This window comes from Pseudomonas kielensis (assembly GCF_014236655.1).
GTDB lineage: Bacteria > Pseudomonadota > Gammaproteobacteria > Pseudomonadales > Pseudomonadaceae > Aquipseudomonas > Aquipseudomonas kielensis.
The window spans coordinates 149,158-175,703 of record NZ_JACMYG010000010.1; the positions used below are offsets into that span (position 1 = coordinate 149,158).

At 63.7% G+C, this 26,546-nt stretch carries 25 protein-coding genes and 1 other RNA gene; 12 read left to right on the forward strand and 14 right to left on the reverse strand.

Annotation, left to right across the window (positions count from 1 at the left end; genetic code table 11):
- Positions 1 to 36: 36 nt before the first annotated feature.
- Positions 37 to 1,014 (reverse strand): NADPH:quinone oxidoreductase family protein, encoded by a 978-nt coding sequence (locus tag H7995_RS12715; RefSeq protein WP_185818447.1) that lies wholly within the window; start codon positions 1,012 to 1,014, stop codon positions 37 to 39.
- A gap of 158 nt (positions 1,015 to 1,172) precedes the next feature.
- On the opposite strand from H7995_RS12715, the gene H7995_RS12720 reads away from it, so the two are divergent.
- Entirely contained in the window at positions 1,173 to 1,580 is a 408-nt protein-coding gene (locus H7995_RS12720; RefSeq protein ID WP_166589217.1) for a flagellar basal body-associated protein FliL, read from the forward strand.
- Between the two features lie 190 nt (positions 1,581 to 1,770).
- On the opposite strand, the gene H7995_RS12725 is transcribed toward H7995_RS12720, so the two are convergent.
- The 4 genes from H7995_RS12725 to H7995_RS12740 form a co-directional block, all read right to left on the reverse strand.
- Complete coding sequence (locus H7995_RS12725; protein WP_166589216.1) at positions 1,771 to 2,889, reverse strand: ABC transporter permease; 1,119 nt, start codon at positions 2,887 to 2,889, stop codon at positions 1,771 to 1,773.
- A complete protein-coding gene (gene rbbA / locus H7995_RS12730; protein WP_185818448.1) occupies positions 2,889 to 5,609 on the reverse strand; it encodes a ribosome-associated ATPase/putative transporter RbbA in 2,721 nt (906 codons plus the stop codon). The genes H7995_RS12725 and rbbA overlap by 1 nt, the downstream gene beginning before the upstream one ends.
- Positions 5,606 to 6,571: an HlyD family secretion protein gene (locus H7995_RS12735; RefSeq protein WP_166589214.1), complete on the reverse strand. Its 966-nt coding sequence runs from the start codon at positions 6,569 to 6,571 to the stop codon at positions 5,606 to 5,608. The genes rbbA and H7995_RS12735 overlap by 4 nt, the downstream gene beginning before the upstream one ends.
- Positions 6,572 to 6,711: 140 nt before the next feature.
- The gene (locus H7995_RS12740) at positions 6,712 to 7,161 is read right to left on the reverse strand and encodes an EVE domain-containing protein (RefSeq protein ID WP_166589213.1); all 450 of its coding nucleotides are present in this window, start codon (positions 7,159 to 7,161) and stop codon (positions 6,712 to 6,714) included.
- Between the two features lie 198 nt (positions 7,162 to 7,359).
- Here H7995_RS12740 and H7995_RS12745 point away from each other — a divergent pair, with 198 nt between their 5' ends.
- Complete coding sequence (locus tag H7995_RS12745) at positions 7,360 to 7,506, forward strand: hypothetical protein (protein WP_166589212.1); 147 nt, start codon at positions 7,360 to 7,362, stop codon at positions 7,504 to 7,506.
- A gap of 3 nt (positions 7,507 to 7,509) precedes the next feature.
- Here H7995_RS12745 and H7995_RS12750 read toward each other — a convergent pair whose 3' ends face one another.
- The 4 genes from H7995_RS12750 to H7995_RS12765 all read right to left on the reverse strand — a co-directional run bounded on the left by H7995_RS12750 (position 7,510) and on the right by H7995_RS12765 (position 8,959).
- A complete protein-coding gene (locus H7995_RS12750) occupies positions 7,510 to 8,139 on the reverse strand; it encodes a 5-formyltetrahydrofolate cyclo-ligase (RefSeq protein ID WP_185818451.1) in 630 nt (209 codons plus the stop codon).
- 87 nt (positions 8,140 to 8,226) lie between these two features.
- A non-coding RNA gene (gene ssrS / locus H7995_RS12755) (6S RNA) lies at positions 8,227 to 8,405 on the reverse strand.
- A 30-nt stretch (positions 8,406 to 8,435) separates the two neighbouring features.
- On the reverse strand, positions 8,436 to 8,753 hold the full coding sequence (locus H7995_RS12760; protein WP_095164733.1) for a cell division protein ZapA: 318 nt from the start codon (positions 8,751 to 8,753) through the stop codon (positions 8,436 to 8,438).
- Positions 8,750 to 8,959, reverse strand: coding sequence for a TIGR02449 family protein (locus H7995_RS12765; protein ID WP_166589211.1), 210 nt, complete (start codon positions 8,957 to 8,959; stop codon positions 8,750 to 8,752). The genes H7995_RS12760 and H7995_RS12765 overlap by 4 nt, the downstream gene beginning before the upstream one ends.
- A 128-nt stretch (positions 8,960 to 9,087) precedes the next feature.
- Here H7995_RS12765 and H7995_RS12770 point away from each other — a divergent pair, with 128 nt between their 5' ends.
- From H7995_RS12770 to gcvH, 9 genes are all read left to right on the forward strand, one after another.
- Positions 9,088 to 9,645: a YecA/YgfB family protein gene (locus H7995_RS12770; RefSeq protein WP_166589210.1), complete on the forward strand. Its 558-nt coding sequence runs from the start codon at positions 9,088 to 9,090 to the stop codon at positions 9,643 to 9,645.
- Positions 9,646 to 9,665: 20 nt separating this feature from the next.
- Positions 9,666 to 11,000, forward strand: coding sequence for a Xaa-Pro aminopeptidase (gene pepP / locus H7995_RS12775; RefSeq protein ID WP_166589209.1), 1,335 nt, complete (start codon positions 9,666 to 9,668; stop codon positions 10,998 to 11,000).
- Entirely contained in the window at positions 10,997 to 12,184 is a 1,188-nt protein-coding gene (gene ubiH / locus H7995_RS12780) for a 2-octaprenyl-6-methoxyphenyl hydroxylase (protein ID WP_185818449.1), read from the forward strand. Before pepP ends, ubiH begins: the two co-directional genes overlap by 4 nt.
- Positions 12,177 to 12,662 carry a DUF4442 domain-containing protein gene (locus H7995_RS12785; RefSeq protein ID WP_166589207.1) on the forward strand — a complete coding sequence of 162 codons (486 nt, stop codon included), beginning with the start codon at positions 12,177 to 12,179 and terminating at the stop codon, positions 12,660 to 12,662. Before ubiH ends, H7995_RS12785 begins: the two co-directional genes overlap by 8 nt.
- Positions 12,663 to 12,671: 9 nt before the next feature.
- Positions 12,672 to 13,889: a 2-octaprenyl-3-methyl-6-methoxy-1,4-benzoquinol hydroxylase gene (locus H7995_RS12790; protein ID WP_166589336.1), complete on the forward strand. Its 1,218-nt coding sequence runs from the start codon at positions 12,672 to 12,674 to the stop codon at positions 13,887 to 13,889.
- A gap of 131 nt (positions 13,890 to 14,020) precedes the next feature.
- A complete protein-coding gene (locus H7995_RS12795; RefSeq protein WP_166589206.1) occupies positions 14,021 to 15,022 on the forward strand; it encodes an extracellular solute-binding protein in 1,002 nt (333 codons plus the stop codon).
- A 240-nt stretch (positions 15,023 to 15,262) separates the two neighbouring features.
- Positions 15,263 to 16,879, forward strand: a complete 1,617-nt coding sequence (locus H7995_RS12800; protein ID WP_166589205.1) for an ABC transporter permease — start codon at positions 15,263 to 15,265, stop codon at positions 16,877 to 16,879.
- 155 nt (positions 16,880 to 17,034) lie between these two features.
- Positions 17,035 to 18,117, forward strand: a complete 1,083-nt coding sequence (gene gcvT / locus H7995_RS12805) for a glycine cleavage system aminomethyltransferase GcvT (RefSeq protein ID WP_159998509.1) — start codon at positions 17,035 to 17,037, stop codon at positions 18,115 to 18,117.
- 51 nt (positions 18,118 to 18,168) lie between these two features.
- Positions 18,169 to 18,552 carry a glycine cleavage system protein GcvH gene (gene gcvH, locus H7995_RS12810; RefSeq protein ID WP_182342808.1) on the forward strand — a complete coding sequence of 128 codons (384 nt, stop codon included), beginning with the start codon at positions 18,169 to 18,171 and terminating at the stop codon, positions 18,550 to 18,552.
- A 69-nt stretch (positions 18,553 to 18,621) separates the two neighbouring features.
- On the opposite strand, the gene H7995_RS12815 is transcribed toward gcvH, so the two are convergent.
- The gene (locus H7995_RS12815; protein ID WP_185818452.1) at positions 18,622 to 19,761 is read right to left on the reverse strand and encodes a DegT/DnrJ/EryC1/StrS family aminotransferase; all 1,140 of its coding nucleotides are present in this window, start codon (positions 19,759 to 19,761) and stop codon (positions 18,622 to 18,624) included.
- 151 nt (positions 19,762 to 19,912) lie between these two features.
- Between H7995_RS12815 and gcvP the strand changes: the two genes are divergently transcribed.
- Positions 19,913 to 22,786: an aminomethyl-transferring glycine dehydrogenase gene (gene gcvP, locus H7995_RS12820; RefSeq protein ID WP_182342807.1), complete on the forward strand. Its 2,874-nt coding sequence runs from the start codon at positions 19,913 to 19,915 to the stop codon at positions 22,784 to 22,786.
- A gap of 62 nt (positions 22,787 to 22,848) precedes the next feature.
- Here gcvP and H7995_RS12825 read toward each other — a convergent pair whose 3' ends face one another.
- The 4 genes from H7995_RS12825 to tfpB all read right to left on the reverse strand — a co-directional run bounded on the left by H7995_RS12825 (position 22,849) and on the right by tfpB (position 26,471).
- On the reverse strand, positions 22,849 to 23,166 hold the full coding sequence (locus H7995_RS12825; protein ID WP_166589202.1) for a DUF2388 domain-containing protein: 318 nt from the start codon (positions 23,164 to 23,166) through the stop codon (positions 22,849 to 22,851).
- A gap of 72 nt (positions 23,167 to 23,238) precedes the next feature.
- Positions 23,239 to 23,688 (reverse strand): NfeD family protein, encoded by a 450-nt coding sequence (locus H7995_RS12830; RefSeq protein WP_166589201.1) that lies wholly within the window; start codon positions 23,686 to 23,688, stop codon positions 23,239 to 23,241.
- 10 nt (positions 23,689 to 23,698) lie between these two features.
- Positions 23,699 to 24,619 carry an SPFH domain-containing protein gene (locus H7995_RS12835; RefSeq protein ID WP_159998499.1) on the reverse strand — a complete coding sequence of 307 codons (921 nt, stop codon included), beginning with the start codon at positions 24,617 to 24,619 and terminating at the stop codon, positions 23,699 to 23,701.
- A gap of 70 nt (positions 24,620 to 24,689) precedes the next feature.
- On the reverse strand, positions 24,690 to 26,471 hold the full coding sequence (tfpB, locus tag H7995_RS12840; protein WP_185818450.1) for a type IV pilus assembly ATPase TfpB: 1,782 nt from the start codon (positions 26,469 to 26,471) through the stop codon (positions 24,690 to 24,692).
- Between the last annotated feature and the right edge of the window lie 75 nt (positions 26,472 to 26,546).

Here is a 26,546-nt window from a genome sequence, read left to right on the forward strand (position 1 = left end):
CACAGCCTTGTCAGCTGTGCAGAGCGAGCCATCGACTCAGCGAACCTGCACCACCACCTTGCCCACCGCCTTGCGCTGGCCCAGATCATTGATGGCCTGGGCCGCGTTGGCCAAAGGATAGACCTGCGACACCAGCGGCTTGAGTTTGCCTTCGGCAAACCAGCCGAACAGTTGCTGGAAGTTCGCCGCGTTGTCCTGCGGTTGGCGTTGGGCGAACGAGCCCCAGAACACGCCGACCACGGCAGCGCCCTTGAGCAGGGCGAGGTTCACCGGCAATTCGGGGATGCGCCCGCTGGCGAAACCGACCACCAGCAGGCGGCCGTTCCAGGCGATGGACCGGATGGCCTGGTCGAACAGGTCGCCGCCGACCGGGTCGTAGATCACGTCGGCGCCCTGGCCGTCGGTCAGGCGCTTGATTTCCTCCTTCAGGCTGGTTTCGCTGTAGTTGATCAGTTCATCGGCGCCGGCCGCCTTGGCCACCGCCAGCTTCTCGGCGCTGCTGGCCGCGGCGATGACCCGGGCACCCATGGCCTTGCCGATTTCCACGGCAGCCAGGCCCACACCGCCGGATGCACCCAGCACCAGCAGGGTTTCCCCCGGCTGCAGGTGGCCGCGTTGTTTGAGCGCGTGCATCGAAGTGCCGTAGGTCATGCTGAAGGCGGCGGCGGTGTTGAAGTCCATGGACGGCGGGATCGGCAGCACGTTGTAGCCCGGCACCGCGACCTCCTCGGCAAAGCTGCCCCAGCCGGTCAGCGCCATGACCCGGTCGCCAACCTTGAGGTGGCTGACCTTTTCGCCCACCGCGCTGACCACGCCGGCCGCTTCCCCGCCCGGGGAAAACGGGAAGGGTGGCTTGAACTGGTATTTGCCCTCGATGATCAGCGTGTCCGGAAAGTTGACCCCGGCGGCGTGCACTTGCAGGAGGATTTCGTTCTTCTTGGCGACAGGACTGGCGACTTCTTCCAGCACCAGCGATTCGGCAGGGCCGAAGGCTTTGCACAGCACGGCTTTCATCAGGGCTATTCCTTTGGGAGTGATGGCCGATAAGTGTAGGTGGGTGAGTCAAGGGGTCAACGAGCATGCCCCACCCTGATAGCCGCCCATAAGCTTTGCGCTTGGGCGCATGGGGGTGGATGGTTATGCTAGGCCGCAAACCGGATAAGGAGCGAAGTGTGAAAGCGTGGATCATGTTGATGCTGGCCCTGTCGCTGCCTGTGGCAGTGCAGGCCGAAGAAGCCAAAGAGGGCGAAGCGCCGAAGGTCAGCTACATCAGCCTGAGCCCGCCGTTCGTGGGCAATTACGGCCTGGATGGCACGACCAGGCTCAAGGTCTATAAAGCCGATGTGGCGCTGCGGGTCACGGGCGAGGAAGCCGCCAAGGCGGTCAAGGCCAATGAACCGTTGATTCGTAACCAACTGGTGGCGCTGTTCGGCCAGCAGACGACCGAGACCATGAACAACGTCGAAGCCAAGGAAAAGCTGCGCCAGGAAGCCCTGAAGCAGACCCAGCAAGTGATGAACGACGAAACCGGCAAGCCGATGGTGGACGATCTGTTGTTCAACAACCTGATCATCCAGTAATGCTGGATCTGTAGGAGCGAGTGCCCGCTTGCGGCCTGCTCGCGATAGCGGTGCATCGAGCGCCATCGATGGTGAATGCACCGCCCCCGTCGCGAGCAAGCTCGCTCCCACAGGGATTCTGGGTGTTCGCAGATTTTGCATACAACCACCAAACCTGCGTGGGAGCGAGCGGGCTCGCGATGGCGGTCTGTCAGGACGTCAGGCTCTTGCGAAACCGGGCCAGGGCAATCGCAAAGAACACCAGGCCGATCACGGCCAGTGCCAGCACGTCCGGCCAGACGACGTCGAGTGCGGCATCGCGGAACAGGATCGCGGCACTGAGGCTGACGAAGTGGGTGGAGGGCGAGCCCTGCATGACCCACTGCAGCCATTGCGGCATGCTGTCCAGCGGGGTGCTCCCGCCCGAGAGCAGCAACATCGGAATGATCACCGGAATCGCCAGCAGGCCGAACTGCGGCGTCGAGCGGGCCAGGGTTGCGAGAAAAATCCCCAGCGCCGTGCTGGCGAACAGATACAGCGCCGTCACCAGCAGGAACAGTCCCAGGGAGCCTGCCAGCGGAACCCCCAACAGCCCTTTGACCACCACCTCCAGTGACACCCAGGTGCACAGCACCACCACCAGCATATTGCTGCCGATTTTCGCCAGCATGATTTCCAGCGCCGTCAGCGGCAGCACCAGCAAATGGTCGAGGGTGCCGTGTTCGCGCTCGCGCAGCAGCGCGGTGCCGGTCAGGATGATGGCGAGGATGGTGATGTTGTTGACGATCTGGATCACCGCCAGGAACCAGCCACCCTCCAGGTTGGTGTTGAACAGCGCGCGGGTGGTCAGCAGGGCCGGTGCCTGGCTGGCCGTGTCCGCCTGCCCGCCGTAGTTGAGCAGTTCGCGCTGGAAGATCCGCCCGATGTAGCCAGCCCCCATGAACGCCTGGCTCATGGCGGTGGCGTCGACGTTGACCTGCACGGTCGGCGAGCGCCCTGCCAGCAGGTCGGCCTGGAAGTTGGCCGGCACGTTGATCACAAAGGTGTACTGGCCGCGGTCCATGACCTTGTCCAACTGGTCGTACGGCAAGGGTACGGCGGGCTGGAACTGCGGCGGTTGCAGGGCATCGGCGAGCTGGCGTGAGAGCTGGCTGTGGTCTTCGTCGACGAAGGCCACGCTGGCGTTGTTGACGCCAATCACCGAGCCGGCGGCGGGCATGTAGATCGCCACGCTGAAGGCGTACAGCAAGAACAGCAGCAGGACGCTGTCGTGGCGCAGGCTGGTGAGCTCCTTGAGCCCCAGGCGCAGGATGTGCGAGAGCTTGTGCATCAGACCTCCTGCTTCTTGAGCATGATCAGGCTCAACCCGGTGAATCCGAGGAAAAACCCGAACAGGGCCAAGAACTGTGGCCACAATTGGCGCACATCCAGGGCCTTGGTAAAGGTGCCGACGGCGATATCGAGGAAGTAGCCGGCCGGGAACAACTGCCCCATCAGCGCCGCAGCGCCTTCGAGCGAAGACCGCGGCACGATCAGGCCGGAGAACTGGATGGTCGGCAGGCTGGTGATAATCATGGTGCCGAGGATGGCGGCGATCTGGGTACGGGTGAACGCCGAAATCAGCAGGCCCATGCTGGTGGTCGCCAGTACATAGAGCAGGCCACCGAAGGCCAGGGTCAGGCCGCTGCCTTTGAACGGCACATCGAACAGCCAGCGGTTCATCGCCACCAGCAAACCCAGGTTGACCAGGCTCACGGCCAGGTATGGCGCCTGTTTGCCCAGCAGGAACTCCAGGCGGGTCAGTGGCGTGGCATAGAAGTTGGTGATCGAGCCCAGCTCTTTTTCCCGGACGATGCCCAGTGCGGTGAGCATGGCCGGAATGAACGCCAGGATCAGCGCCATGACGCCTGGGCCGATGGCGTTCACGCTCACCACGTCCTGGTTGTAGCGAAAGCGCGTTTCCAGCCTGGCCGCCGGGCGTTGGTTGAGCGCCGGGCTGCTTTGCGCGGCCAGTTGCTCGAGGTTGGCCTGGTGCACCGCCTGGACGTAGTTGCGGCTGGTCTCGGCGCGAAACGGCATGCCGCCGTCGAGCCAGGCGGCCACGGCCGGTTGGCGGCCGGCGTACAGATCGCGGCCGAAGCCTGGGGGGATCTCCAGTGCGAGCTTGATCTCCGAGCGTTGCAGGCGCTGGTGCAATTGCCGGGCGTCCTGGATGGGCGCTTGCTCGGCGAAGTAGCGCGAGCCGCGAAACGCCTCGAGGTAGGCGCGGCTTTGCGGGGTCTGGTCCTGGTCGTAGACGGCGAAAGCCAGTTTCTCGACGTCCAGGGAGATGCCGTAGCCAAAGATCACCATCATGAACAGGGCCCCGGCGAGGGCGAAGGCCAGGCGCACCTTGTCGCGCAGCAACTCCTTGCCCTCGCGGCTGGCCACGGCGATCAGCCGGCGCAGGCTGAATGCGCTGCCGCCCATCGGTGCAGGGCCTGTCGCGGCGCTGACCGCAGCGGGAGGCGGCGCTGCCGGGCTGGCGTCCTGGGCGTCTTGCAGGCAGCGCACGAAGGCGTCTTCCAGGGTGTCGCCGGCAAACTGCTGTTGCAGTGCCGCCGGAGTGTCGCAGGCCAGGACCTTGCCAGCGTGCATCAGCGAAATACGGTCACAGCGCTGGGCTTCGTTCATGAAGTGGGTCGACAGGAAGATCGTCACTCCTTGCTCGCGGGACAGCTCGATCAGCAGCCGCCAGAAATCATCCCGGGCCGCCGGGTCGACGCCGGAAGTCGGCTCGTCGAGGATCAGCACTTCCGGGCGATGCAGCACCGCGACCGCCAGTGACAAGCGCTGCCGCAAGCCCAGCGGCAGTGCCCCCGACTGTTGCCCGGCAATGCTGCCCAGGTCGAAGCGTTGGATCAGTTCCTCGATGCGCGTCGCGCTCTGGGCCTTGGGCAAGTCGAACAGACGGGCGTGCAGCTCCAAGTTCTGGCGCACGCTGAGTTCGCCGTAGAGCGAGAAGCTCTGGGACATGAACCCGACCCGCTTGCGCGTGGCCAGGTCCTTGGCGTCCACCGGTCTGCCCAGCAGCGTGGCGCTGCCTTCGCTGGCCGGCATCAGGCCGGTGAGGACCTTCATGGTGGTGGTCTTGCCGCAGCCATTGGAGCCGAGGAAGCCGAAAATCTCGCCACGGCCGATGGCGAAGCTGACCTTGTCCACGGCCGTGAAGTCGCCGAAGCGCAGGGTCAGTTCGTGGGCCTGGATGGCGATGTCTTGGTTGTCGGGGGCGCGCGGTGGAATGACCAGGGGTTGGCTGCTGCGTTTGTGGTCACCTTGAAAGTAGGTGAAGGCATCGTCCAGTTTGCCGCTGGGGGTCACGGCCGCCAGGTCGCGGCTCAGACCATCGGCGATCAGCTTGCCGGCGTCGAGCATCAGGCAGTGCTCGAACTGTTCGGCCTCTTCCATGTAAGCGGTGGCGACCAGCAGGGTCAGTTGTGGACGCTGGCGGCGGACATCCTCTACCAACTCCCAGAAGTGCCGGCGGGAAAGCGGGTCGACGCCGGTGGTCGGCTCATCGAGGATCAGCAAATCCGGCTCGTGGATCAGCGCGCAGCACAGGCCGAGCTTCTGTTTCATCCCGCCAGACAGCTTGCCCGCCGGCCGCTCGGCAAACCGTGCCAGGTCGGTGGCCAGCAACAGGCTGTGCATGCGTTGCTCGCATTCGTCCTTCGACAGGCCGAACAGGGTGGCGAAGAAGCGGATGTTCTCGTTGATCGACAGGTCCGGGTACAGGTTGCCGCCCAGGCCCTGGGGCATGAAGGCGATGCGCGGGTACAGGCTGTTGCGATGGTGGCGCTGGTCGATAGAGCCCCCCAGCACCTGCAGGTCGCCCTGTTGCAGCTTCTTCACCCCGGCAATCAGCCCCAGCAGGCTGGACTTGCCCGCACCATCGGGGCCGATCAGGCCGCAGCGTGTGCCGCCGGGCAGGCTGAAGGCAATGTCGATCAGTGCCTGTTGTGCACCGTAGGCATGGCACAGGCCGCTGGCCTGCAGCGCCAGGGCGCTCATTGCAGGTTGGCCGGCCAGTCCACCGTCGCCGTGCGCACATAACCGGCACCCGGCATCCCTGGTTTGGCCTCGGGCACGGCGGCCGGTTCAGTCAGTTTGAGTTTGACCCGGAACACCAGCTTTTGCCGCTCGTCACGGGTTTCCACTTCCTTGGGGGTGAACTGCGACTTAGCCGCCACAAAACTGATTCTGGCCGGCAATGGCCGGTCGGGCAGGGCGTCGAGCAGGATGCGCGCCTCGGCACCGACGGTCAGGCGTCCGGTGACCGAGGCCGGCAGATAGAGGTTCATGTACTGATCGCTCGGGTCGATCAGCAGCAGCACCCGGCCGCCGGCGCCGAGTACTTCGCCCGGTTCTGCCAGGCGCAGCTGGATCACCCCGTCAATCGGCGCCCGCAGGCTGCTGTCTTCGATCTCACTGTCCAGTTGGGCGACTTGCGCCTGGGCTGCGCCGATCGCCGCCTGCGCCGCCGCGACCTGGGCATTGGCGGCCTGGACCGCGGCATTGCCGGTATTCAGGCGGGCCTGTTGCTGGTCGATAATCTGCTGGCTGGCGTATCCGCGATTGAACAGTTCCCGTGAGCGCTTGATTTCCTGGCTGGCCAGCAGCAGTTCACTGTGGCGCAACTGCAGATTGGCCTCGGCCGCCGCGTAGTTTTGTCGGGCGCGCAGCACTTCGGCCTCGGCCTGGTTGCGCTGCGCCTCCAGCGTGCGGGTGTCCATGCGCGCCAGCAACTGGCCCTTGAGCACCTTGTCGCCCTCGTCGACATTTACGTCGGCGAGGCGTCCGGGGAGCTTGCTGGCAATCTGCACTTCGGTGGCTTCAAGCCGGCCATTGCCCATGCTCATGCCTTCGGGCAGGCGGTCGCTCAGGGATTTCCAATAGCCGAAGCCGCCGGCGGCGACCAGCAGGACCATTAACGAAACGGCAAATAGACGGGATGAGCGATGGTTCGTCGACATGAGTGCATCCTGCAACTGTAGCGCCCTAGTTTGACGGCTTCAGCGCAGTGGCGACTTGATGCTCGTCAAATGAAACGCCAGCCTAACCCGTACCGGGGGCTTATGCATCCGCGGCAGGCGTGACCGTCGGGTTCTGTTGCTCAGCGCAAGGCGAGCACTGCCGCCCATTGCTCGGCAGTGACCGGCATCACCGACAGCCGGCTGCCTTTTTGCACCAGGGGCATTTCTGCCAATGCCGTTTGCTGCTTGAGGTAATCGAGCTTGAGGACCTTGGCGAAGGTTTCCACGTGCGCGACGTCGATCGCGCTCCAGGGGTTTTTTTCGGCGCTGGCCTTGGGGTCGTGGTAGTGGCTTTGCGGGTCGAGGGCCGTGGGGTCCGGGTAGGCGGCCTCGATGATCTGGCCGATTCCGGCAATGCCCGGCTCCGGGCAGCTGGAGTGATAGAAAAAGAACGCGTCACCCACCGCCATGGCCCGCAGGAAGTTACGCGCCTGATAGTTGCGAACCCCGTCCCAGCGGGCTTTCCCAAGCTTTTCCAGGCCCTTGATCGAGAGCTCGTCGGGCTCGGATTTCATCAGCCAATAGGCCATCTTTTTTGCTCCAGAAGAGGGGGGCGGAAAAGGGTTCCGGCAAATACATGACAAACCGACGGTCGGTTGACGCCAGCGTTTGCGTGTCGCCTCACGTTACCGCAAAATGCCGGACTTTTAAGCAAGACGCGGCAAGCACGGCCTGAAATGGACACCGCTGCTGACATCGTGTGTGGAATGCCTTGAGGGGGGCAATCGATGAAACGCAAACCGGATTTACTCTGGATTCTGGTCATAGTGTTCGGTTTGGGTGTGGTGACCACCGGCTACGCGCAGAGCCTGTGGGCGAATAAAACCGATGCTCCGATCGAGCTCGCGCAACAGATTCAACCCTTCAAGCGCTGATTTTCACGCAACAGGCGTCGCTGCCAGCGGATCCGCCACGTACCACTGGCGGTCCGTCACCGTTCCTTGCAACGGTACATCCCAGCTCGCCTGATCCAGTCTTTCGACTTTCTGACATTCATGGGCCAGGCCCAGCAACGTCGGCTTGCGCCAGCTCTGGCGCCGCGCCAGGTAAGCCAGGCTGCGGTCATAAAAGCCGCCGCCCATGCCCAGGCGTCCACCTTCCTGATCAAAGCCGACCAATGGCAGCAGCACCAGGTCCAGGGTCCAGATCTTGCGCTGGCGTGCCGGGTTGGCTCGTGGTTCGAGAATGCGGAAACGATTGGGCCGCAGCTTTTCGCCCGGGCGAATGCGCTGGAATACCATCTTGGTGCGTGGCCAGGCGCTGAGCACCGGCAGGTAGGTCGCCTTGCCCCGGCGCTGTGCCGCACGCAGCAGCAGGCGCGGATCGATTTCACCGTCGGTGGGCAGGTACAGGGAGAGGTGTCTGGCACGGCGGAACAGCGCGTGTTGCGCCAGTTGCCGATACAGCCCATGGGCGGCCTGGCGTTGCTGGCTGCCGGTCAGTGCGCGGCGGGCCTGGCGCAGCTTGCGTCGAAGTTGCGGGCGAGAAAGCGGCGCAGGTTCGGTCATCGTCATGGGCTGTTCGAGTGGCGAGGCACCAGCACGGTGCTCGCGTAATAAAGCCGATGCCAGCGTGGGCTGGCATCGGCTTGAATCAGGCTCCCCGGATGAACCGCTGCTGACTTAGCCCTTGAACCCGAAAGTTCAAGGTGGAAGATGCAGTAGGCTTTCAGGCTTTCCGTCTAGCGGACATGCACACCAGCCCAACGTGCAACCTCCAGGGTAGTGCGAATCGGCTCAGGGACATCGTCAACTGGCAAGCACCCCAGGGAGTGGCGCGAGTATACCGCAACCACCCCAAGGAATCAGCCTTTGCTGACATCCGGATCGGTGGCCAGCACCAGATCCACGCGATCGAGCAGGTCGCGCACCTGCTCGCGAGTCGAGCCGCTGGCCTGCACGTCCGGTCGCTCCTGGCTGTGCAGCAGGTCGTGGGTGATGTTCAAGGCGGCCATCACGGCAATGCGGTCGGCACCGATGACTTTTCCGCTGCTGCGGATTTCGCGCATCTTGCCATCCAGGTAACGGGCGGCGCTCACCAGGTTGCTGCGCTCTTCCTGGGGGCAGATGATCGAATACTCTTTGTCGAGGATCTGCACGGTTACGCTATTGCTTGAACTCATGAGTCTTGCTCCAGGGCCTTGAGGCGCGAAATCATCGATTCGACCTTACGCCGGGCGATGTCATTTTTTTCAATGAGGTGCGCGCGTTCCTCGCGCCAGGTCTTTTCCTGAGCTAATAAGAGTCCGTTTTGGCCCTTAAGTTGCTCGACCCGGGTAATTAGCAGTTCGAGTCTGGCCATCAGCGCTTGCAGGTCGGTGTCTTCCATAGCGTTCCACGGTTTTTTGTCTGATGGGCGGTAACGGGCGGACAGCCTTTAATAGTCTTGGCGAGTCTGTCGATGTAGGATACAAGGCCTTCATTCTAGACATAGCGCCGCTTGGCGCCTAGCTACCCATGACCAATCAGAATTCCCCGTATAACGCCTTTGCCACCCTGCTGAGCACCAGCGGCCATCCTTGCTCTCCTGCCGAGCTTCACGGCGTGCTGCTGGGCCGCAGTTGCACCGGTGTCGGCTTTGACGCCGACAACTGGCTGGCTGACGTCGCCGAGCTGCTGGAAACCGAGCCTGCCGAGAACGTACGCAACGCGCTGATCGGCCTGCAGGAAATGGTCAAGGGCGAGTTGACGGGTGACGAAGTCACCGTAGTCCTGCTGCTGCCCTCCGACGACGCACCGCTTACCGAGCGTGCCGCCGCGCTGGGCCAATGGTGCCAGGGCTTTCTCCACGGCTTCGGCGTCAACGCCTCCGGCCTGGACCTGAGCATCGATGCCCGGGAAGTGCTGCAGGACCTCGCGGCCATCTCCCAGGTGCAAGACGCCCTGGAAGAGTCCGAAGACGGTGAAAGCGACTACATGGAAGTGATGGAGTACCTGCGCGTTGCGCCGCTGCTGCTGTTCGCCGAGACCAAAAAACCGGTTGAGCCGGCTGCACCCAAGCCGTCGCTGCACTAAGAAAGGATCCCCATCTGCCCATGATCCATATCCCGAAGTCGGAATACGCGCGCCGGCGCAAGGCGCTGATGGCGCAGATGGAACCCAACAGCATCGCAATCCTGCCGGCCGCCGCCGTGGCGATCCGCAACCGTGACGTCGAGCACGTGTATCGCCAGGACAGCGACTTCCAGTACCTCAGTGGTTTCCCCGAGCCGCAGGCAGTCATCGTGCTGATGCCTGGCCGCGAGCATGGCGAGTACCTGCTGTTTTGCCGTGAACGCAACGCCGAACGTGAGTTGTGGGATGGCCTGCGCGCCGGCCAGGAAGGCGCGATTCGCGACTTCGGGGCCGACGACGCCTTTCCGATCACCGACATCGACGACATCCTGCCGGGCCTGATCGAAGGCCGCGACCGGGTTTACTCGGCCATGGGCAGTAATCCGGAGTTCGACCGGCATTTGATGGACTGGATCAACGTGATCCGCTCCAAGGCGCACCTGGGTGCCCAGCCGCCGAACGAATTCGTTGCCCTGGATCATCTGCTGCATGACATGCGCCTGTATAAATCGGCGGCAGAAGTGAAGGTCATGCGCGAGGCCGCGCGGATTTCCGCCCAGGCCCATATTCGTGCGATGCAGGCCAGCCGTGCCGGGCTGCATGAATTCAGCCTGGAAGCGGAGCTGGATTACGAGTTCCGCAAGGGCGGGGCGAAAATGCCGGCCTACGGGTCGATCGTCGCGGCCGGGCGCAACAGCTGCATCCTGCATTACCAGCAGAACGACGCGTTGCTCAAGGACGGTGACCTGGTATTGATCGACGCCGGGTGTGAAATCGACTGCTATGCCAGCGACATCACCCGCACCTGGCCGGTCAACGGCACGTTCACTGCGGAGCAGAAGGCGATCTACGAACTGGTGCTGGCCGCCCAGGAAGCGGCCTTTGCCCAGATCGCACCGAACAAGCACTGGAACCAGGCCCACGAGGCGACGGTCCAGGTGATTACCGCCGGCCTGGTGCACTTGGGCCTGTTGCAGGGCGACGTTGACGAGTTGATCGCCAGCGAAGCCTACAAGGCGTTCTACATGCACCGCGCCGGCCATTGGCTGGGCATGGATGTGCATGACGTGGGTGAGTACAAGGTGGGCGGTGAATGGCGGGTGCTGGAAGTCGGCATGGCCTTGACCGTCGAGCCGGGCATCTACATTGCTCCGGACAATCTGCAGGTGGCGAAGAAATGGCGCGGCATTGGCGTGCGCATCGAGGATGACGTGGTGGTAACCAAGCAAGGCTGTGAAATCCTGACCCGTGGCGTACCCAAGACAGTCGCCGAAATCGAGGCCTTGATGGCCGCGGCACGAGCCCAGGCAGCATGAGCCGGGTCAACCTGGCGATCATCGGTGGCGGGCTGGTGGGCGCCAGCCTGGCGTTGGCCCTGCAGGCCGGGGCCAAGGCCCGTGGCTGGAAGATTGTGCTGATCGAACCCTTCGCCCCCGGCGACAGCTACCAGCCCAGCTACGACGCGCGTTCCTCGGCGTTGTCCTTCGGTGCCCGGCAGATTTACCAGCGCCTGGGCCTGTGGCAGGAGATCTCCCGGCGGGCCGAGCCGATCAAGCAGATTCACGTCTCCGACCGCGGACGCTTTTCCACCGCCCGCCTGTCCGCCATGGAAGAGGGCGTTCCGGCACTCGGTTACGTGGTGGAAAACGCCTGGCTCGGCCAATGCCTGTGGCAGGGCCTGGACAAGGACGTGATCACCTGGCGCTGCCCGGCCGAGGTCACGCGCATGGAACCCCTGGTGGACGGCTATCGCCTGACCCTTAACGATGAAACCAGCCTTGAGTGCGACCTCGCGGTGCTGGCCGACGGCGGCCGCTCGGGGTTGCGAGAGCAGTTGGGGATCGGCGTCAAGAAGCGTCCCTACCACCAGAGCGCGCTGATCGCCAACATCACGCCCAGCGAATCCCACAATGGCATGGCGTTCGAACGGTTCACCGATGACGGCCCGATGGCCCTGTTGCCGCTGCCGGAAAATCGCTGTGCACTGGTCTGGACCCGCCTGGGCATGGACGCGCAACGCCTGGCGCAGCTGGATGAACGCAGCTTCCTCAGTGAATTGCAGGGCGTGTTCGGCTATCGCCTGGGCACGCTTAAGCAAGTGGGGGCGCGGCACCTGTATCCGTTGTCGCTGATCGAGGCCGAGGAGCAGGTACGCCCGCACCTGGCGGTGCTCGGTAACGCCGCCCATAGCCTGCATCCGATTGCCGGGCAGGGCTTCAACCTGTCGCTGCGCGACGCCCAGGCCCTGGCCGAAGCCTTGCTTGGCAGTGACCAGCCGGCCGGCGACTTCGCCACCTTGCAGGCCTATCGCGAGCGCCAGCGCCTGGACCAGAGCCTCACCGTAGGTTTCTCCGACCAGGTCACCCGCTTGTTTGGCAGCACTCAGCCATTGGTATCCCTGGGCCGCAACCTCGGCTTGCTGGGGCTCGATCTGCTGCCGCCGGCCAAGCGCTGGTTCGCTCGCCAGGCCATGGGGCTGGGAACCCGGGCCGATGGTTAAGTGGTTGACCCGGCGGCTGGGCAAGGCGCGGTTGCTGCGTTGGTTCATGGGGTTCTACCCGCCGTACCTCGGCGCGGGCGTACGGGTACGCCATATCAGCGATGACTTTCGCCAGGTGCAGGTGTGCATGGGGTTGCACTGGTACAACCGCAATTACGTGGGCACCCAGTTTGGGGGCAGCCTGTACTCGATGGTCGACCCGTTTTTCATGTTGATGCTGATGGAGAACCTGGGGCGCAATTACATTGTCTGGGACAAGTCCGCCGACATCGATTTCATCTCGCCTGGCAAAGGCCCGGTGTTCGCCCGTTTCAGCATCGACCAGGGCTTGCTCGACGAGATCCGCGAGCAGACGGCCAATGGCGAGAAATACCTGCCGCAGATGCGGGTCGATATTCACGACGGCGCTGGCACCTTGGTCGCCCGGGTCGAAAAAACCCTTTACGTGCGGCTCAAGCCGCAAGCGAGACAGGCTTAAAGCATGGAAATGCGCGCAGATCTGCTGATTGTCGGGGCCGGAATGGTCGGCAGTGCCTTGGCGCTGGCCCTCCAGAACAGTGGCCTGGAAGTCCTGCTGCTCGATGGCAGCCCGATGAGTGTCAAACCCTTCGATGGGCAATCGGCCTTCGAGCCGCGCGTCAGTGCATTGTCGGCCGCCAGCCAGCGCATCCTCGAGCGCCTGGGCGTGTGGGACGGTGTACAGCGCCGCCGCAGCAGCCCCTACTGCGACATGCAGGTGTGGGACGGCAGCGGCACTGGGCAGATTCATTTCTCCGCCGCCAGCGTGCACGCTGAGGTCCTGGGGCATATCGTCGAGAATCGGGTGGTGCAGGATGCGCTGCTCGATCGCCTGCACGATTGCGACCTGGGCCTGCTGGCCAATGCGCGTCTGGAACAGATGCGACGCTCCGGCGACGACTGGCTGCTGACCCTGGCCGACGGCCGGACCTTGCGCGCCCCCTTGGTGATCGCCGCCGATGGCGCCAACTCGGCCGTGCGGCGCTTGACCGGGGTGGCGACCCGGGAATGGGATTATCTGCACCACGCCATCGTCACCAGCGTGCGCAGCTCCCGGCCACACCAGATGACGGCCTGGCAGCGTTTTACCGATCACGGCCCGTTGGCGTTCCTGCCCCTTGCGCGCGACGGCCAGCAGGATTGGTGCTCGATCGTCTGGTCGACCACCCCCAGCGAAGCCGAGCGCCTGATGGCGCTGGACGAGCAGGCTTTCTGCGCCGAGCTGGAGCGCGCTTTCGAAGGGCGCCTGGGTCAGGTGCTCAGCGCCGACCCGCGTCTTTGTGTGCCTCTGCGCCAGCGCCACGCCAAGCGCTACGTCGCCGAAGGCCTGGCGCTGATCGGTGACGCCGCGCACACCATTCACCCGTTGGCCGGGCAGGGGGTGAACCTCGGTTTCCTCGATGCCGCGGTGCTGGCCGAAGTGCTGCTGCAAGCCGCGGCACGGGGCGAACGGTTGGCGGATGTGAAGGTGTTGAGCCGCTACGAACGCCGGCGCATGCCCCACAACCTGGCGTTGATGGCGGCGATGGAAGGCTTTGAGCGCTTGTTCCAGGCCGATCCGTTGCCCGTGCGCTGGTTGCGCAACACCGGCTTGAAGCTGGTCGACCAGATGCCCGAGGCCAAGGCGCTGTTCGTGCGTCAGGCGCTGGGCTTGAGCGGTGATCTGCCGGAGCTGGCCAAGCCTTGAAGCAAGGGGGTGGGGCTGGCGCCTTCGCGGCCATGCAACATCTGGTAACTCCTCCACTGAGGGATCGGTTGAGAAGGCAAATGTGACTCCTTATCATTTGTCTTCCTTTCTGATATCGAGAGACCGCTCCCATGTTGGCACCGAAGCGTCTACTGACCGCCATCGCCCTGACCCTGATTGGCACCACGGCGCAGGCCGCCGATGAAGTTGTGGTCTACTCCTCGCGTATCGATGAGCTGATCAAGCCGGTCTTCGATGCCTACACCGAGAAAACCGGTGTCAAAGTGAAGTTCATCACCGACAAGGAAGCGCCGCTGATGCAGCGCATCAAGGCCGAAGGTGAGAACGCCACCGCCGACCTGCTGTTGACCGTCGACGCCGGCAACCTCTGGCAGGCCGAGCAGATGGGTATCCTGCAGCCGTTCACCTCGAAGGTGATCGACACCAACATTCCCCTGCAATACCGCGCCGCGTCCCACGCCTGGACTGGCCTGAGCCTGCGCGCACGGACGCTGGCCTACTCCACCGAGCGGGTCAAGCCTGAGGAAATGACCACCTACGAAGCCCTGGCCGACAAGAAGTGGGAAGGCCGCCTGTGCCTGCGCACGGCGAAGAAGGTCTATAACCAGTCGTTGACCGCGACCCTGATCGAAACCCACGGCGCTGCCAAGACCGAGGAAATCATCAAGGGCTGGGTCAACAACCTCGCCACCGATGTGTTCTCCGATGACACCGCCGTGCTCGAAGCCATCGCCGCCGGCCAGTGCGATGTCGGCATCGTCAACACCTACTACTATGGCCGCCTGCACAAGCAGAAGCCGGAACTGCCGGTCAAACTGTTCTGGCCGAACCAGGCCGACCGTGGCGTGCACGTCAACCTGTCGGGCATTGGCCTGACCAAACATGCACCGCACCCGGAAGCCGCCAAGGCCCTGGTGGAGTGGATGACCACCGCCGAAGCCCAGAAGATCTTCGCCGACGTCAACCAGGAGTTCCCAGCCAACCCGAGCGTCAAGCCGTCGGCTGAAGTCGAGGCCTGGGGCAAGTTCATCCCGGACACCCTGCCAGTCGAAGTGGCTGGCCTGCGTCAGGCCGAAGCCATTCGCCTGATGGACCGCGCTGGCTGGAACTGAGTCAAGAGGGCCAACACTCGGCCAATTGTGAGCGTTGGCCCCTTGTGGGAGCGAGCTTGCTCGCGATGGCGGTGTCCTAGTCAACATCGATGTTGAATGGCACACAGTCATCGCGAGCATACGGAGCGCCGCCCGGCTCTCTCCTACAGGTTTTGTGTCGGACCTAGGGGGCAATCTCCTCTGCGCAAAACAAAGCTGTTAGCCTTCGCACCCCCGGCCCCGCCTTTTTCGAGACCTCCCTTGGCCCATCCCGCACAACGCCGCTGGTACCCGCTGGTTTTCACTGTCGCCGCCCTGGTATTGCTGCCACTGAGTGTTCTGTTGCTGTCGTGGCAGAGCGTCGACCTGCAGATCTGGTCCCACCTGTGGGACACCCAGATGCCGCGCCTGCTGGGCAACACCCTGACCCTGATCCTGGGGGTCGGTGTTGGCGTCACGTTGCTGGGCGTGAGCCTGGCCTGGCTCACCAGCCTTTGCGAGTTCCCCGGTCGGCGCTGGCTGGACTGGGCGTTGATGCTGCCCTTTGCCATTCCGGCCTACGTCCTGGCCTTCGTGTTTGTCGGCCTGCTGGACTTCTCCGGCCCGGTGCAGACCCTGCTGCGTGAATGGTTCGGCAGTGGCCTGCGCCTGCCGCGGGTGCGCTCCACCGGCGGGGTGATCCTGGTGCTGGTGCTGGTGTTCTATCCCTACGTCTACCTGCTGGCCCGCACGGCGTTCCTGGCCCAGGGCAAGGGCTTGATGGAAGCAGCGCGGGTGCTCGGCCAATCCCCCTGGCAAGCCTTCTGGCGAGTGGCCCTGCCCATGGCGCGGCCGGCGATCGGTGCCGGTGTCGCCCTGGCGTTGATGGAGACCCTGGCGGACTTCGGCGCGGTCTCGGTGTTCAACTTCGACACCTTCACCACCGCGATCTACAAGACCTGGTACGGCTTCTTCAGCCTGTCCAGCGCGGCCCAACTGGCCAGCCTGTTGCTGCTGGTGGTGATGCTCCTGTTGTACGGCGAGCGCCGTGCGCGGGGCGCCAGTCGGGCGAGCAACGAGCGGCCACGGGGCAAGGCGCTCTATCACCTGCACGGCGTCAAGGCGCTGGCGGCCAGCAGTTGGTGTGTGCTGGTGTTCGCCTGTGCGTTTGTCATTCCCTTGCTGCAACTGCTGGCGTGGTTCTGGCAGCGCGGGCGCTTCGATCTGGATGAGCGCTATGCCGGGCTGATCCTGCACACCCTGTACCTGGGCGCCATGGCCGCGCTGATCACCGTCAGCGTCGCGCTGCTGCTGGCGTTCGCCCGCCGCCTGGCGCCGACCCGGGCGATCCGCTCCGGGATCAGCGTGGCCAATATCGGCTATGCCTTGCCCGGTTCGGTGCTGGCGGTGTCCATCATGCTGGCGTTCAGTTACCTGGATCGCGAACTGGTGGTGCCCCTGTCGAGCTGGCTGGGTGGCGCCGGCAAACCGCTGCTGCTGGGCAGCCTGTCAGCCTTGCTGCTGGCGTACCTGGTGCGGTTCATCGCGGTGGCCTACGGGCCTCTGGAAAACAGCCTGGCGCGGATTCGCCCCTCGTTGCCGGAAGCCGCCCGCAGTCTGGGGGTCAGTGGGCCACGACTGTTTTTCAAAGTGTATCTGCCGCTGCTGCTGCCCGGCACCCTGAGTGCGGCGCTGCTGGTGTTCGTCGATGTGCTCAAGGAAATGCCGGCGACTTTGCTGATGCGCCCGTTTGGCTGGGACACGCTGGCCGTGCGGATCTTCGAAATGACCAGTGAAGGCGAATGGGCGCGGGCCTCGCTGCCCGCCTTGACCCTGATTCTGGTGGGCCTGTTACCGGTGATTGGTTTGATCCGGCGCTCGGCTCAGCGAATCGGTTAGGTGCCAGTCCTACATCATGCGGCTACAATGCGCGGCATTCGGTGTGGATCGTCCTTCAGACCAGGCTCCTGAAATTGACTGAAAGCCTTCTATTTCAAGGCTTTCAACCAGAAAGCGCCTGTCCGCACCTTCGCCACGCCCGGAAGGAGAAACCCATGGGACAGCGTACGCCTCTGTATGACCTTCATCTCGCCCTCGGCGCGAAGATGGTCGATTTTGGCGGTTGGGATATGCCACTGCATTACGGCTCACAGGTCGAGGAACACCATCAGGTGCGCCGCGACTGTGGGGTTTTTGATGTGTCCCATATGACCGTGATCGATGTCAGCGGCCCCCAGGCCAAGGCCTGGCTCCAGTACTTACTGGCCAATGATGTCGAGCGCCTGCACAACTGCGGCCGTGCCCTGTACAGCACCATGCTCAACGAGCGGGGCGGGGTGGTCGACGACATGATCGTCTATCGCCTGGAAGACTGTTACCGCCTGGTGGTGAACGCCGCCACCCGGGACCAGGACCTGGCCTGGATGCAGGCGCAAGTCGGCGACTACCAAGTGCAACTGCATGAGCGCAGCGAACTGGCGATGCTGGCCATCCAGGGCCCGCACGCCCGGCAGAAGATTGCTGAACTGGTAACGCAGGCGCGCGGTGCCCTGATCCAGCAACTCAAGCCCTTCGAAGGCCAATACGACGGTGACTGGTTCATCGCCCGTACCGGCTACACCGGTGAAGACGGCCTGGAGATTGCCATGCCCGCCAGCCAGGCGCCTGGCTTCTTCAACGATCTGGTGGGGGCCGGCATTTCCCCCATCGGCCTTGGCGCGCGCGACACCCTGCGCCTTGAGGCGGGCATGAACCTCTATGGCCAGGACATCCACCAGGATGTTTCGCCGCTGGCCTCGAACATGGCCTGGAGCATCGCCTGGGCACCGGCCACTCGTCAGTTCATCGGCCGGGCCGCGTTGGAGGCCGAGCTTGCCGCAGGCGTACAGCACAAACTGGTCGGCCTGGTACTTGAAGAACGTGGGGTTTTACGGGCGCACCAGGTGGTTCGTATCGCCGATGTTGGCGAAGGAGAGATCACCAGTGGTAGTTTCTCTCCTACGCTTAGCAAATCGATCGCCCTGGCGCGGGTACCGATGGCTACCGCCGACCGCGCCGAAGTGGAAATCCGTGGCAAGTGGTACCCGGTCCGGGTGGTAAAACCGACCTTCGTGCGTCATGGCAAAACCTTGATCTAACTATTTCCGGCGGGCCAATACCGCTGACATTTCTTCTTGAGGACACAGAACATGAGCGATATCCCTGCCGACCTGCGTTTTGCCGAAAGTCACGAGTGGGCCCGTCTGGAAGCCGATGGCAGCGTGACCGTGGGCATCAGTGATCATGCTCAGGAAGCCTTGGGTGATGTGGTATTCGTTGAGCTGACCGAAGTCGGCAATGTGTTCGGCGCTGGCGATCAGGCGGGCGTGGTGGAGTCGGTCAAGGCTGCCTCGGACATCTACTCCCCGGTTGCCGGCGAAGTGATCGCGATCAACGAAGAGCTGAGCGCCAGCCCCGAGCTGCTCAACTCCGACCCGTACGGTGCTTGGATCTTCAAGCTCAAGCCAAGCAACAGCGCCGACCTCGACACGCTGCTCGACGCGGCGGGCTACAAGGCGGCAATCGGCGAATAATCGCGCTCGCCTGTGGGGGTGCATGCACCCAATACCACTGTAGGAGCGGGCACCCGCTCCTACAGTGGGTCATTTTTGTAGAACTGCTTTTACCGCCGCAACCACCCGCTCGACATCGTCGGTGCTCATGCTCGAGAACATCGGCAGCGACACGATCAGCCGGCCAACGCGCTCGGCCACCGGGAACATCCCCTCCTTGAAACCGCGCTCGCGGTACAGACTCAGCAGGTGAATCGGCGGGTAGTGATAGCCGACGCCAACCCCCAGTGCCTGCATCTTCTCCATGAACGTGGCCCGTGCCGGCTTGCCGTCCGCGCGTTCGGGCAGCACCAGCTGGAACAGGTGCCAGTTGCTCTGGGTGAAATCGGCCGGCGGTAGCTGTGCACCGTATCGGGCCTCGAAGTCACGGCCAAAACATTCGAAGTAATGGTGGGCCAGCAGACGGCGATGGGCGGTGATCGCCTCGATCCCGGCAAACTGGCCCAGGCCGATGGCGGCGGCGATGTCGGTCATGTTGAACTTGCCACCCAGCACGTCCACGTCCAGGCCATCAAAACCGCTGCGGGTCACGCCCTGCAGGCGGTACTTCTCGGCCAGCCGCGCCTCTTGCGCGCTGTTCAGCACCAGGCAGCCGCCCTCCGAGCAGGTGACGTTCTTGTTCGCCTGGAAACTGAACGACACGAAGTCCCCCGTCGCCCCGATGCGCTGCCCCTTCCAGCTGGAGCCCAGTGCCTGGGCGGCATCCTCGACGATGCGCAGGCCATGTTTGCGCGCGATACCGTACAGGCGGTCCATGTCCAGCGGCAGGCCGGCCAGGTACACCGGGATAATTGCCTTGGTGCGTGGGGTGATGGCGGCTTCGAGCCGGTCCAGGTCGATGTTGCGGGTGATCGGGTCGATGTCGGCGAACACCGAGGTGGCGCCGACCTCGAGAATCACGTTGGCCGTGGCCACCCATGAGATGGGTGTGGTGATCACTTCATCACCGGCGCCGATTCCAGCGATGCGTAAGGCGATCTCCATGGTGCAGGTGCCCGAGTTGAACGTCCGTACCGGCCGTCCGCCGAAATACTCGGACAACTGGGCTTCGAAGGCCTGGACCTTGGGCCCGCTGGTGATCCAGCCGGAGCGCAGGACATCGCCGACGGCGGCAATGGTGGCTTCATCGATGACGGGTTTGGAAAACGGCAGAAAAGGCTGTTGGCTCATGGCGATCTGGTGACCCGAGTGGCGGACGTGGGTGATGCGCTGCACAGAATGGCTCCGATTGGCCGAAGACACCATACCGTGCGCACAGGGCAGCTATGCTGCCAGAACCGAGTTGAACAGACGCTGAGCGCCATTCAAGAGAGAGCCCGTCATGTCCCAGTTGCCCAGCTTGAGCCAGTTACGCGATCCCAATGCTTTCCTGCGCCGCCACCTGGGGCCGGACGCCGCCGAACAGCAGGCCATGCTCGACAGCCTCGGGCTTGGCAGCCGGGTCGAGTTGATCGAGCAGACAGTACCGCCGGGCATTCGCCTGAATCGGCCGCTGGACCTGCCGCCGGCCCTGGACGAGCAGGGCGCCCTGGCCAAACTGCGCGGTTATGCCGAACAGAATGAGGTCTGGACCAGCCTGATCGGCATGGGCTACCACGGCACCCTGACGCCCGCCGTAATCCTGCGCAATGTGCTGGAAAACCCCGGTTGGTATACCGCCTATACCCCGTACCAGCCGGAAATCGCCCAGGGCCGGCTCGAGGCCCTGCTCAACTTCCAGCAATTGACCATCGACCTGACAGGCCTGGAGCTGGCCAACGCTTCGCTGCTCGATGAAGCCACGGCGGCGGCGGAAGCCATGGCCCTGGCCAAGCGTGTGGCCAAGTCGAAAAGCAATCTGTTCTTCGTCGACGAAAACTGCCATCCGCAGACTATTTCCGTGGTGCAGACCCGGGCCCAGGGGTTTGGCTTCGAGCTGATTGTCGACGCTGTGGATAACTTGTCCCAACACCAGGTGTTTGGCGCGCTGCTGCAGTACCCCGACACCCACGGCGAGATTCGTGACCTGCGGCCCCTGATCGACCACCTGCACGCCCAACAGGCTCTGGCCTGCGTGGCTGCCGACCTGCTGAGCCTGTTGTTGCTGACCCCGCCCGGTGAAATGGGCGCCGACGTGGTGTTCGGTTCGTCCCAGCGCTTTGGCGTACCCATGGGCTATGGCGGCCCGCATGCGGCGTTTTTCGCCAGCCGTGACGAATACAAACGGGCGATTCCCGGGCGCATCATCGGCGTCTCGAAAGACGCCCGGGGCAATGTTGCCCTGCGCATGGCCCTGCAAACCCGCGAACAACATATCCGCCGCGAGAAGGCCAACTCGAACATCTGCACCGCCCAGGTGTTGCTGGCCAACATTGCCAGTTTCTATGCGGTCTACCACGGCCCGCAGGGCCTCAAGCGCATTGCGCAACGGGTACACCGCCTGACGTGCATCCTCGCCGCCGGCCTTGAGCGCAATGGCATTACCCGGCTCAACCAGCAGTTTTTCGACACCCTGACCCTGGAAGTCGGCGGCAGCCAGACGGCAATCATCGAGTCGGCCAAGGCCGCGCAGATCAACCTGCGGATCCTCGGCCGCGGCCAGGTCGGCCTGAGCCTGGACGAAAGCTGCGACGAAAGCACGGTGGCCAAACTGTTCGACGTGTTCCTCGGTGCCGACCATGGGCTGCAGGTGGCCGAACTGGATGCACAGGCCCTGGCCTCGGGCATCCCGGCAGGGTTGTTGCGCACCAGCGGTTACTTGCGCCATCCGGTGTTCAACGCGCACCACAGCGAAACCGAAATGCTGCGCTACCTCAAGCAACTGGAGAACAAGGACCTGGCGCTCAACCAGTCGATGATCCCGCTGGGCTCCTGCACCATGAAACTCAACGCCACCAGTGAGATGATCCCGATCACCTGGCCAGGTTTCGCCAACCTGCACCCCTTTGCCCCGAAAGAGCAGGCGGTGGGCTACGGGTTGATGATCAGCGAGCTGGAGCGCTGGTTGTGCGCGATCACCGGTTTCGACGCGATCTGCATGCAACCCAACTCCGGCGCCCAGGGCGAATATGCCGGGTTGTTGGCGATCCGCAAGTATCACGAAAGCCGTCAGCAGGGCGCGCGCGATATCTGCCTGATCCCGGCATCGGCCCATGGCACCAACCCGGCGTCAGCGCAGATGGCCGGGATGCAGGTGGTGATTGTCGAGTGTGACGCCGCCGGCAACGTCGACCTGGAAGACTTGAAGAACAAAGCCTCAGCGGCCGCCGACAAGCTGGCCTGCCTGATGGCCACCTACCCCTCGACCCATGGGGTGTACGAGGAGGGCATCAGCGCGATCTGCGAAGTTATCCACAGCCACGGCGGCCAGGTGTACATGGATGGCGCCAACCTCAACGCCCAGGTCGGGCTGGCGCGGCCGGCCGATATCGGCGCCGATGTGTCCCACATGAATCTGCACAAGACCTTTTGCATTCCCCACGGCGGAGGCGGGCCGGGGATGGGGCCGATTGGCGTGCGCGCGCACCTGGCGCCGTTCGTGGCCAATCATCCGGTGGTGCCGCTGGATGGGCCGGACCCCAAGAACACAGCGGTCAGCGCCGCGCCCTGGGGCAGTGCGAGCATCCTGCCGATCAGTTGGATGTACATCGCGATGATGGGCCCGCAACTGGCCGATGCCAGCGAGGTGGCGATCCTGTCGGCCAATTACCTGGCCGAACACCTGTCTGGTGCCTTCCCGGTGCTGTTCAGTGGGCGTAATGGGCGGGTGGCCCACGAGTGCATCCTCGATCTACGACCGCTCAAGGCCCAGACCGGGATCAGCGAAGAGGATGTGGCCAAGCGCCTCATGGACTACGGTTTCCACGCGCCGACCATGTCGTTCCCGGTGGCGGGGACCTTGATGGTCGAGCCCACCGAAAGCGAGTCCAAGGCCGAGCTGGACCGTTTTATCGGCGCGATGTTGAGTATCCGTGCGGAGATAACCGAAGTGCAGAACGGCAACTGGCCGGCCGACGACAACCCGCTGAAGCGCTCGCCCCATACCCTGGCGGACATTACCGGGGTCTGGGAGCGGCCCTACAGCATCGAGCAGGCGGTGACCCCGGATGCTCACACCCGGGCGCACAAGTACTGGCCGACGGTGAATCGGGTCGACAACGTCTATGGCGACCGCAATCTGTTCTGTGCCTGTGTGCCGCTGGATGAGTATCGATAACGGCTGATTCCCAGGCAAAAAAATGCCGCTCGTAGGAGCGGCATTTGGGTCTCGGCAATCCGTTACTGTTGCGCGAGGGTGTTGCTGGCCAGGATCGCGTTGGCCAATTCCATGTCGGTGGCCTGCAGACCCGGGTTTTCGGCACGGACTTTTTGCAGCGCCGACTCGAGGAACGGGCCGCGAATGTTGCCGTCACTGGCCACGAAGCTCCCGGCGTCGTCCTGGGCGGCAAGCACCATCTTGTGGTCCTTGGAGGTCAGGTAGGTGGAGGCGGTGGTCGCCCCCGAGGAGATGACATTGCGCCAGAAAGTATCGGCCATAGCGGACCCGGCAGACAGGGAGAGCAGGGCAAGGGTAGCGGCGGCCAGTTTGACACGCATGTAAGGTGACTCCAGTGGGTTCAGATTGACTGGCGGGTTGGATCGGAAAACTGCACCTGAGTTCCGTGACCGCTAATCAACCGGTTCAACCAGGATCACCACCCCTTCCAGGCCCACCACCCGCACTTTGGCCCCTTGCGGGGTATCCGGCCCCCTGGCCATCCAGACACCGTCAGCGACCTTGACCTTGCCGCGGCCGTCGACAATCGCCTGGTGCACCACAAAGACCTTGCCGATCAGCTCCTGGCCACGCAGGTTGAGGTTGGGCTGGTCGCTGGCCCGTACCGCGCTGCGCTGGCGATACCACCAGTACAGCGCGGTGAGGATCGACAGCATGCCGAACAACAGCAGTTGCAGCTCCCATGACAGGCCGGGCAGGACGAAAGTCAGCACCCCGACGGCGGCGGCCGCCAGGCCGATCCACAGCAGGTAACCCCCGGCGCCGAACACTTCCAGGATCAGCAGCACGGTGCCCAGTGCCAGCCAATCCCAGAACGACAGGTGTTGCAGGAATGCCCACATAGCTGGCGCCTCAGGCTTTCTTGGAATCGAATGTGGCCTTGACGATCTCGCCGATACCGCCGACTGCGCCGATCACCTGGCTGGCTTCCAGAGGCATCAGGATCACTTTGCTGTTGTTGGCCGAAGCCAGTTTGCCCAGGGCGTCGATGTATTTTTGCGCGACGAAGTAGTTCACCGCCTGCACGTTGCCATTGGCGATCGCCTCGGACACCACCTTGGTGGCCTGGGCTTCTGCTTCGGCTTGCCGCTCGCGCGCCTCGGATTCGAGGAATGCCGCCTGCCGGCTGCCTTCGGCTTCGAGGATCTGCGCCTGCTTCTTGCCCTCGGCGGTGAGAATCGCCGAAGCCCGCAGGCCCTCGGCCTCGAGGATTTGCGCACGCTTGATCCGCTCGGCTTTCATTTGCCCGGACATGGCCGCCATCAGGTCGGCGGGTGGGCTGATGTCCTTGATCTCGATCCGGGTGATCTTGATGCCCCAGGGGGCGGTGGCTTCGTCCACCGTGCGCAGCAGTTTTTCGTTGATCCCATCACGCTGGCTGAGCATGGCGTCCAGTTCCATCGAGCCGAGCACGGTGCGGATGTTGGTTTGCAGCAGGTTGCGGATAGCGTGTTCGAGGTTGTTCACCTCGTAGGCCGCCTGTGCGGTGTTGACCACCTGGAAGAAGCACACGGCGTCGATCTGCACCGTGGCGTTGTCGGCGGTGATGACTTCCTGCGGCGGAATATCCAGCACGCTTTCCATCACGTTGATCTTGCGGCCGATGCGGTCCATCACTGGAATGATGATGTTCAGGCCGGGCTTGAGGGTGTTGGTGTAGCGGCCAAAACGCTCCACGGTCCACTGGTAGCCCTGGGGCACCACCTTGAAGCCCATGAACAGAATGGCGACCACCAGGCCGAGGAAAAGTAAAAGTACGCTACCGGTTTGCATGAAAAGTCCCTATTCAATCAATGAAGGTGCAGGCCTGAGTGTAGCGGCGTGGCCTTGCAGCGGACATGCTTTACTTTGGTTCAGCTTGTGGCGTGACTCGCAACACTTCTTCGACGGTGGTCAATCCTTGCGCGACCTTGTCCGCACCCGCCAGGCGCAGGCTGCGCATGCCGTCCCGAGTGGCCTGGCGGCGGATAGCCTGCAGATCGCAGTCGGCACTGACCAGGGCCTTGAGGCTGGCGCTCAGCGGCATGATTTCATAGACCCCGGCGCGGCCCCGATAGCCGCTGTCGCGGCACTCCAGGCAACCGATGGCGCGACGCGCCTGTTGCGGTGCTGGCACGTGCCGGGGCTGGTTCAGGCTGTGCCAGGTGTCGGCGTCCAGGGCCAGCGGCGCCTTGCAGTGCGGGCACAGGATGCGGACCAGGCGCTGGGCCATGACGCCGAGCACGGTGGCCTTGATCAGGTAGGGCGCGATGCCCAGTTCCAGTAGGCGGCTGATGGCGCTTGGCGCATCGGTGGTGTGCAGGGTCGACAGCACCAGGTGACCGGTGAGCGCTGCCTGGATGGCCATCTCGGCGGTTTCCAGGTCGCGTATTTCGCCGATCATGATGATGTCCGGGTCCTGGCGCATCAGGGCGCGCACACCGCTGGCAAAGCTCAGGTCAATGTTGTGCTGGACCTGCATCTGATTGAACGTCGGCTCGAGCATCTCGATCGGGTCCTCGATGGTGCAGAGGTTGATCTCGGGTGTCGCGAGTTGTTTGAGGGTGGTGTAGAGCGTGGTGGTCTTGCCCGAGCCCGTGGGCCCGGTGACCAGGATGATGCCATTGGGCTGGCGGGTCATGTCCTGCCAGCGGCGCAGGTCGTCGGCGCCAAAGCCCAGGTGATCGAAGTCCTGGAGCAGCACCTGGGGGTCGAAGATGCGCATCACCAGTTTTTCTCCGAAGGCGGTGGGCAGCGTCGACAGCCGCAATTCCACTTCACCGCCTTCTGGCGTCCTGGTCTTGACCCGGCCGTCCTGGGGTTTGCGTTTTTCGGCGACGTTCATCCGTCCCAGGTTTTTCAGGCGACTGACCATCGCCAGGGTGACCTGCGGCGGAAACTGGTAGACGTTGTGCAACACGCCGTCGATGCGAAAGCGCACCGTGCCTTGTTCGCGCCGGGGTTCGATGTGGATATCGCTGGCGCGCTGCTGGAAGGCGTACTGGAACAACCAGTCGACGATATTGACGATGTGCGCGTCATTGGCGTCGGGTTCCTGGTGACTGGCGCCGAGGTTGAGCAGTTGCTCGAAGTTGCCCTGCGGGGGGAGCGGCTGATCCCCATGGCTGGCGCCGATGACCGATTTGGCCAGGCGATAGAACTCCACGCAAAAGCGGCGAATCTCCAGCGGATTGGCCACCACGCGCCTGATGGGCAATTGCAGGACATGGCTCAGGTCGGCCTCCCAGCTGCGCACGTAGGGCTGCGCGCTGGCCACGGTGACCGCCTCGCGGTCGATTGCCAGCGCGAGAATTGCGTGGCGTTGGGCAAAGGCATAGGACATCAATGGGGTGATGCGCGCGACGTGGATTTTCAACGGGTCGATGCGCACATAGGGCTGGCCGGCCTGCTGCGCCAGCCATTGAGTCAGGCGTTCGAGGTCCAGCGGTTGACCGCCGTGCAGGGCGTCGGCCAGGTGCTGGCTGGCGAGCAGTTCCAGGGGGTGCATCTGCTGGTTGGCGGCGCAGCGGCGTGCGCTCAGCGCCTGTTCGGCCGCGGCCTGGCCGATGACGCCTTGAGCCGTCAGGTCGCGCAGCAATTGATTGAAATCCAGCCAGCGATCCTGGTGGGCGAGTTGAGCGGACATCCGGACTCCTTGGGCAATGACCCTGCATTCGGCGCTGTCGATCGCTGTGTCGGCAGCTCAGAATGCCAAGCCTAG

What these genes read in the sequence shown, in the direction of transcription:
- gcvP (WP_182342807.1), top strand. Translation starts at nt 19,913, where the DNA reads ATGTCCCAGTTGCCCAGCTTGAGCCAGTTACGCGATCCCAATGCTTTC.
- H7995_RS12815 (WP_185818452.1), bottom strand. Translation starts at nt 19,761, where the DNA reads ATGAGCCAACAGCCTTTTCTGCCGTTTTCCAAACCCGTCATCGATGAA.
- H7995_RS12735 (WP_166589214.1), bottom strand. Translation starts at nt 6,571, where the DNA reads ATGTCGACGAACCATCGCTCATCCCGTCTATTTGCCGTTTCGTTAATG.
- gcvT (WP_159998509.1), top strand. Translation starts at nt 17,035, where the DNA reads ATGGGACAGCGTACGCCTCTGTATGACCTTCATCTCGCCCTCGGCGCG.
- H7995_RS12795 (WP_166589206.1), top strand. Translation starts at nt 14,021, where the DNA reads ATGTTGGCACCGAAGCGTCTACTGACCGCCATCGCCCTGACCCTGATT.
- H7995_RS12725 (WP_166589216.1), bottom strand. Translation starts at nt 2,889, where the DNA reads ATGCACAAGCTCTCGCACATCCTGCGCCTGGGGCTCAAGGAGCTCACC.
- H7995_RS12830 (WP_166589201.1), bottom strand. Translation starts at nt 23,688, where the DNA reads ATGTGGGCATTCCTGCAACACCTGTCGTTCTGGGATTGGCTGGCACTG.
- H7995_RS12825 (WP_166589202.1), bottom strand. Translation starts at nt 23,166, where the DNA reads ATGCGTGTCAAACTGGCCGCCGCTACCCTTGCCCTGCTCTCCCTGTCT.
- ubiH (WP_185818449.1), top strand. Translation starts at nt 10,997, where the DNA reads ATGAGCCGGGTCAACCTGGCGATCATCGGTGGCGGGCTGGTGGGCGCC.
- H7995_RS12750 (WP_185818451.1), bottom strand. Translation starts at nt 8,139, where the DNA reads ATGACCGAACCTGCGCCGCTTTCTCGCCCGCAACTTCGACGCAAGCTG.
- H7995_RS12760 (WP_095164733.1), bottom strand. Translation starts at nt 8,753, where the DNA reads ATGAGTTCAAGCAATAGCGTAACCGTGCAGATCCTCGACAAAGAGTAT.
- H7995_RS12785 (WP_166589207.1), top strand. Translation starts at nt 12,177, where the DNA reads ATGGTTAAGTGGTTGACCCGGCGGCTGGGCAAGGCGCGGTTGCTGCGT.
- tfpB (WP_185818450.1), bottom strand. Translation starts at nt 26,471, where the DNA reads ATGTCCGCTCAACTCGCCCACCAGGATCGCTGGCTGGATTTCAATCAA.
- H7995_RS12715 (WP_185818447.1), bottom strand. Translation starts at nt 1,014, where the DNA reads ATGAAAGCCGTGCTGTGCAAAGCCTTCGGCCCTGCCGAATCGCTGGTG.
- rbbA (WP_185818448.1), bottom strand. Translation starts at nt 5,609, where the DNA reads ATGAGCGCCCTGGCGCTGCAGGCCAGCGGCCTGTGCCATGCCTACGGT.
- gcvH (WP_182342808.1), top strand. Translation starts at nt 18,169, where the DNA reads ATGAGCGATATCCCTGCCGACCTGCGTTTTGCCGAAAGTCACGAGTGG.
- H7995_RS12790 (WP_166589336.1), top strand. Translation starts at nt 12,672, where the DNA reads ATGCGCGCAGATCTGCTGATTGTCGGGGCCGGAATGGTCGGCAGTGCC.
- H7995_RS12770 (WP_166589210.1), top strand. Translation starts at nt 9,088, where the DNA reads ATGACCAATCAGAATTCCCCGTATAACGCCTTTGCCACCCTGCTGAGC.
- pepP (WP_166589209.1), top strand. Translation starts at nt 9,666, where the DNA reads ATGATCCATATCCCGAAGTCGGAATACGCGCGCCGGCGCAAGGCGCTG.
- H7995_RS12765 (WP_166589211.1), bottom strand. Translation starts at nt 8,959, where the DNA reads ATGGAAGACACCGACCTGCAAGCGCTGATGGCCAGACTCGAACTGCTA.
- H7995_RS12745 (WP_166589212.1), top strand. Translation starts at nt 7,360, where the DNA reads ATGAAACGCAAACCGGATTTACTCTGGATTCTGGTCATAGTGTTCGGT.
- H7995_RS12835 (WP_159998499.1), bottom strand. Translation starts at nt 24,619, where the DNA reads ATGCAAACCGGTAGCGTACTTTTACTTTTCCTCGGCCTGGTGGTCGCC.
- H7995_RS12740 (WP_166589213.1), bottom strand. Translation starts at nt 7,161, where the DNA reads ATGGCCTATTGGCTGATGAAATCCGAGCCCGACGAGCTCTCGATCAAG.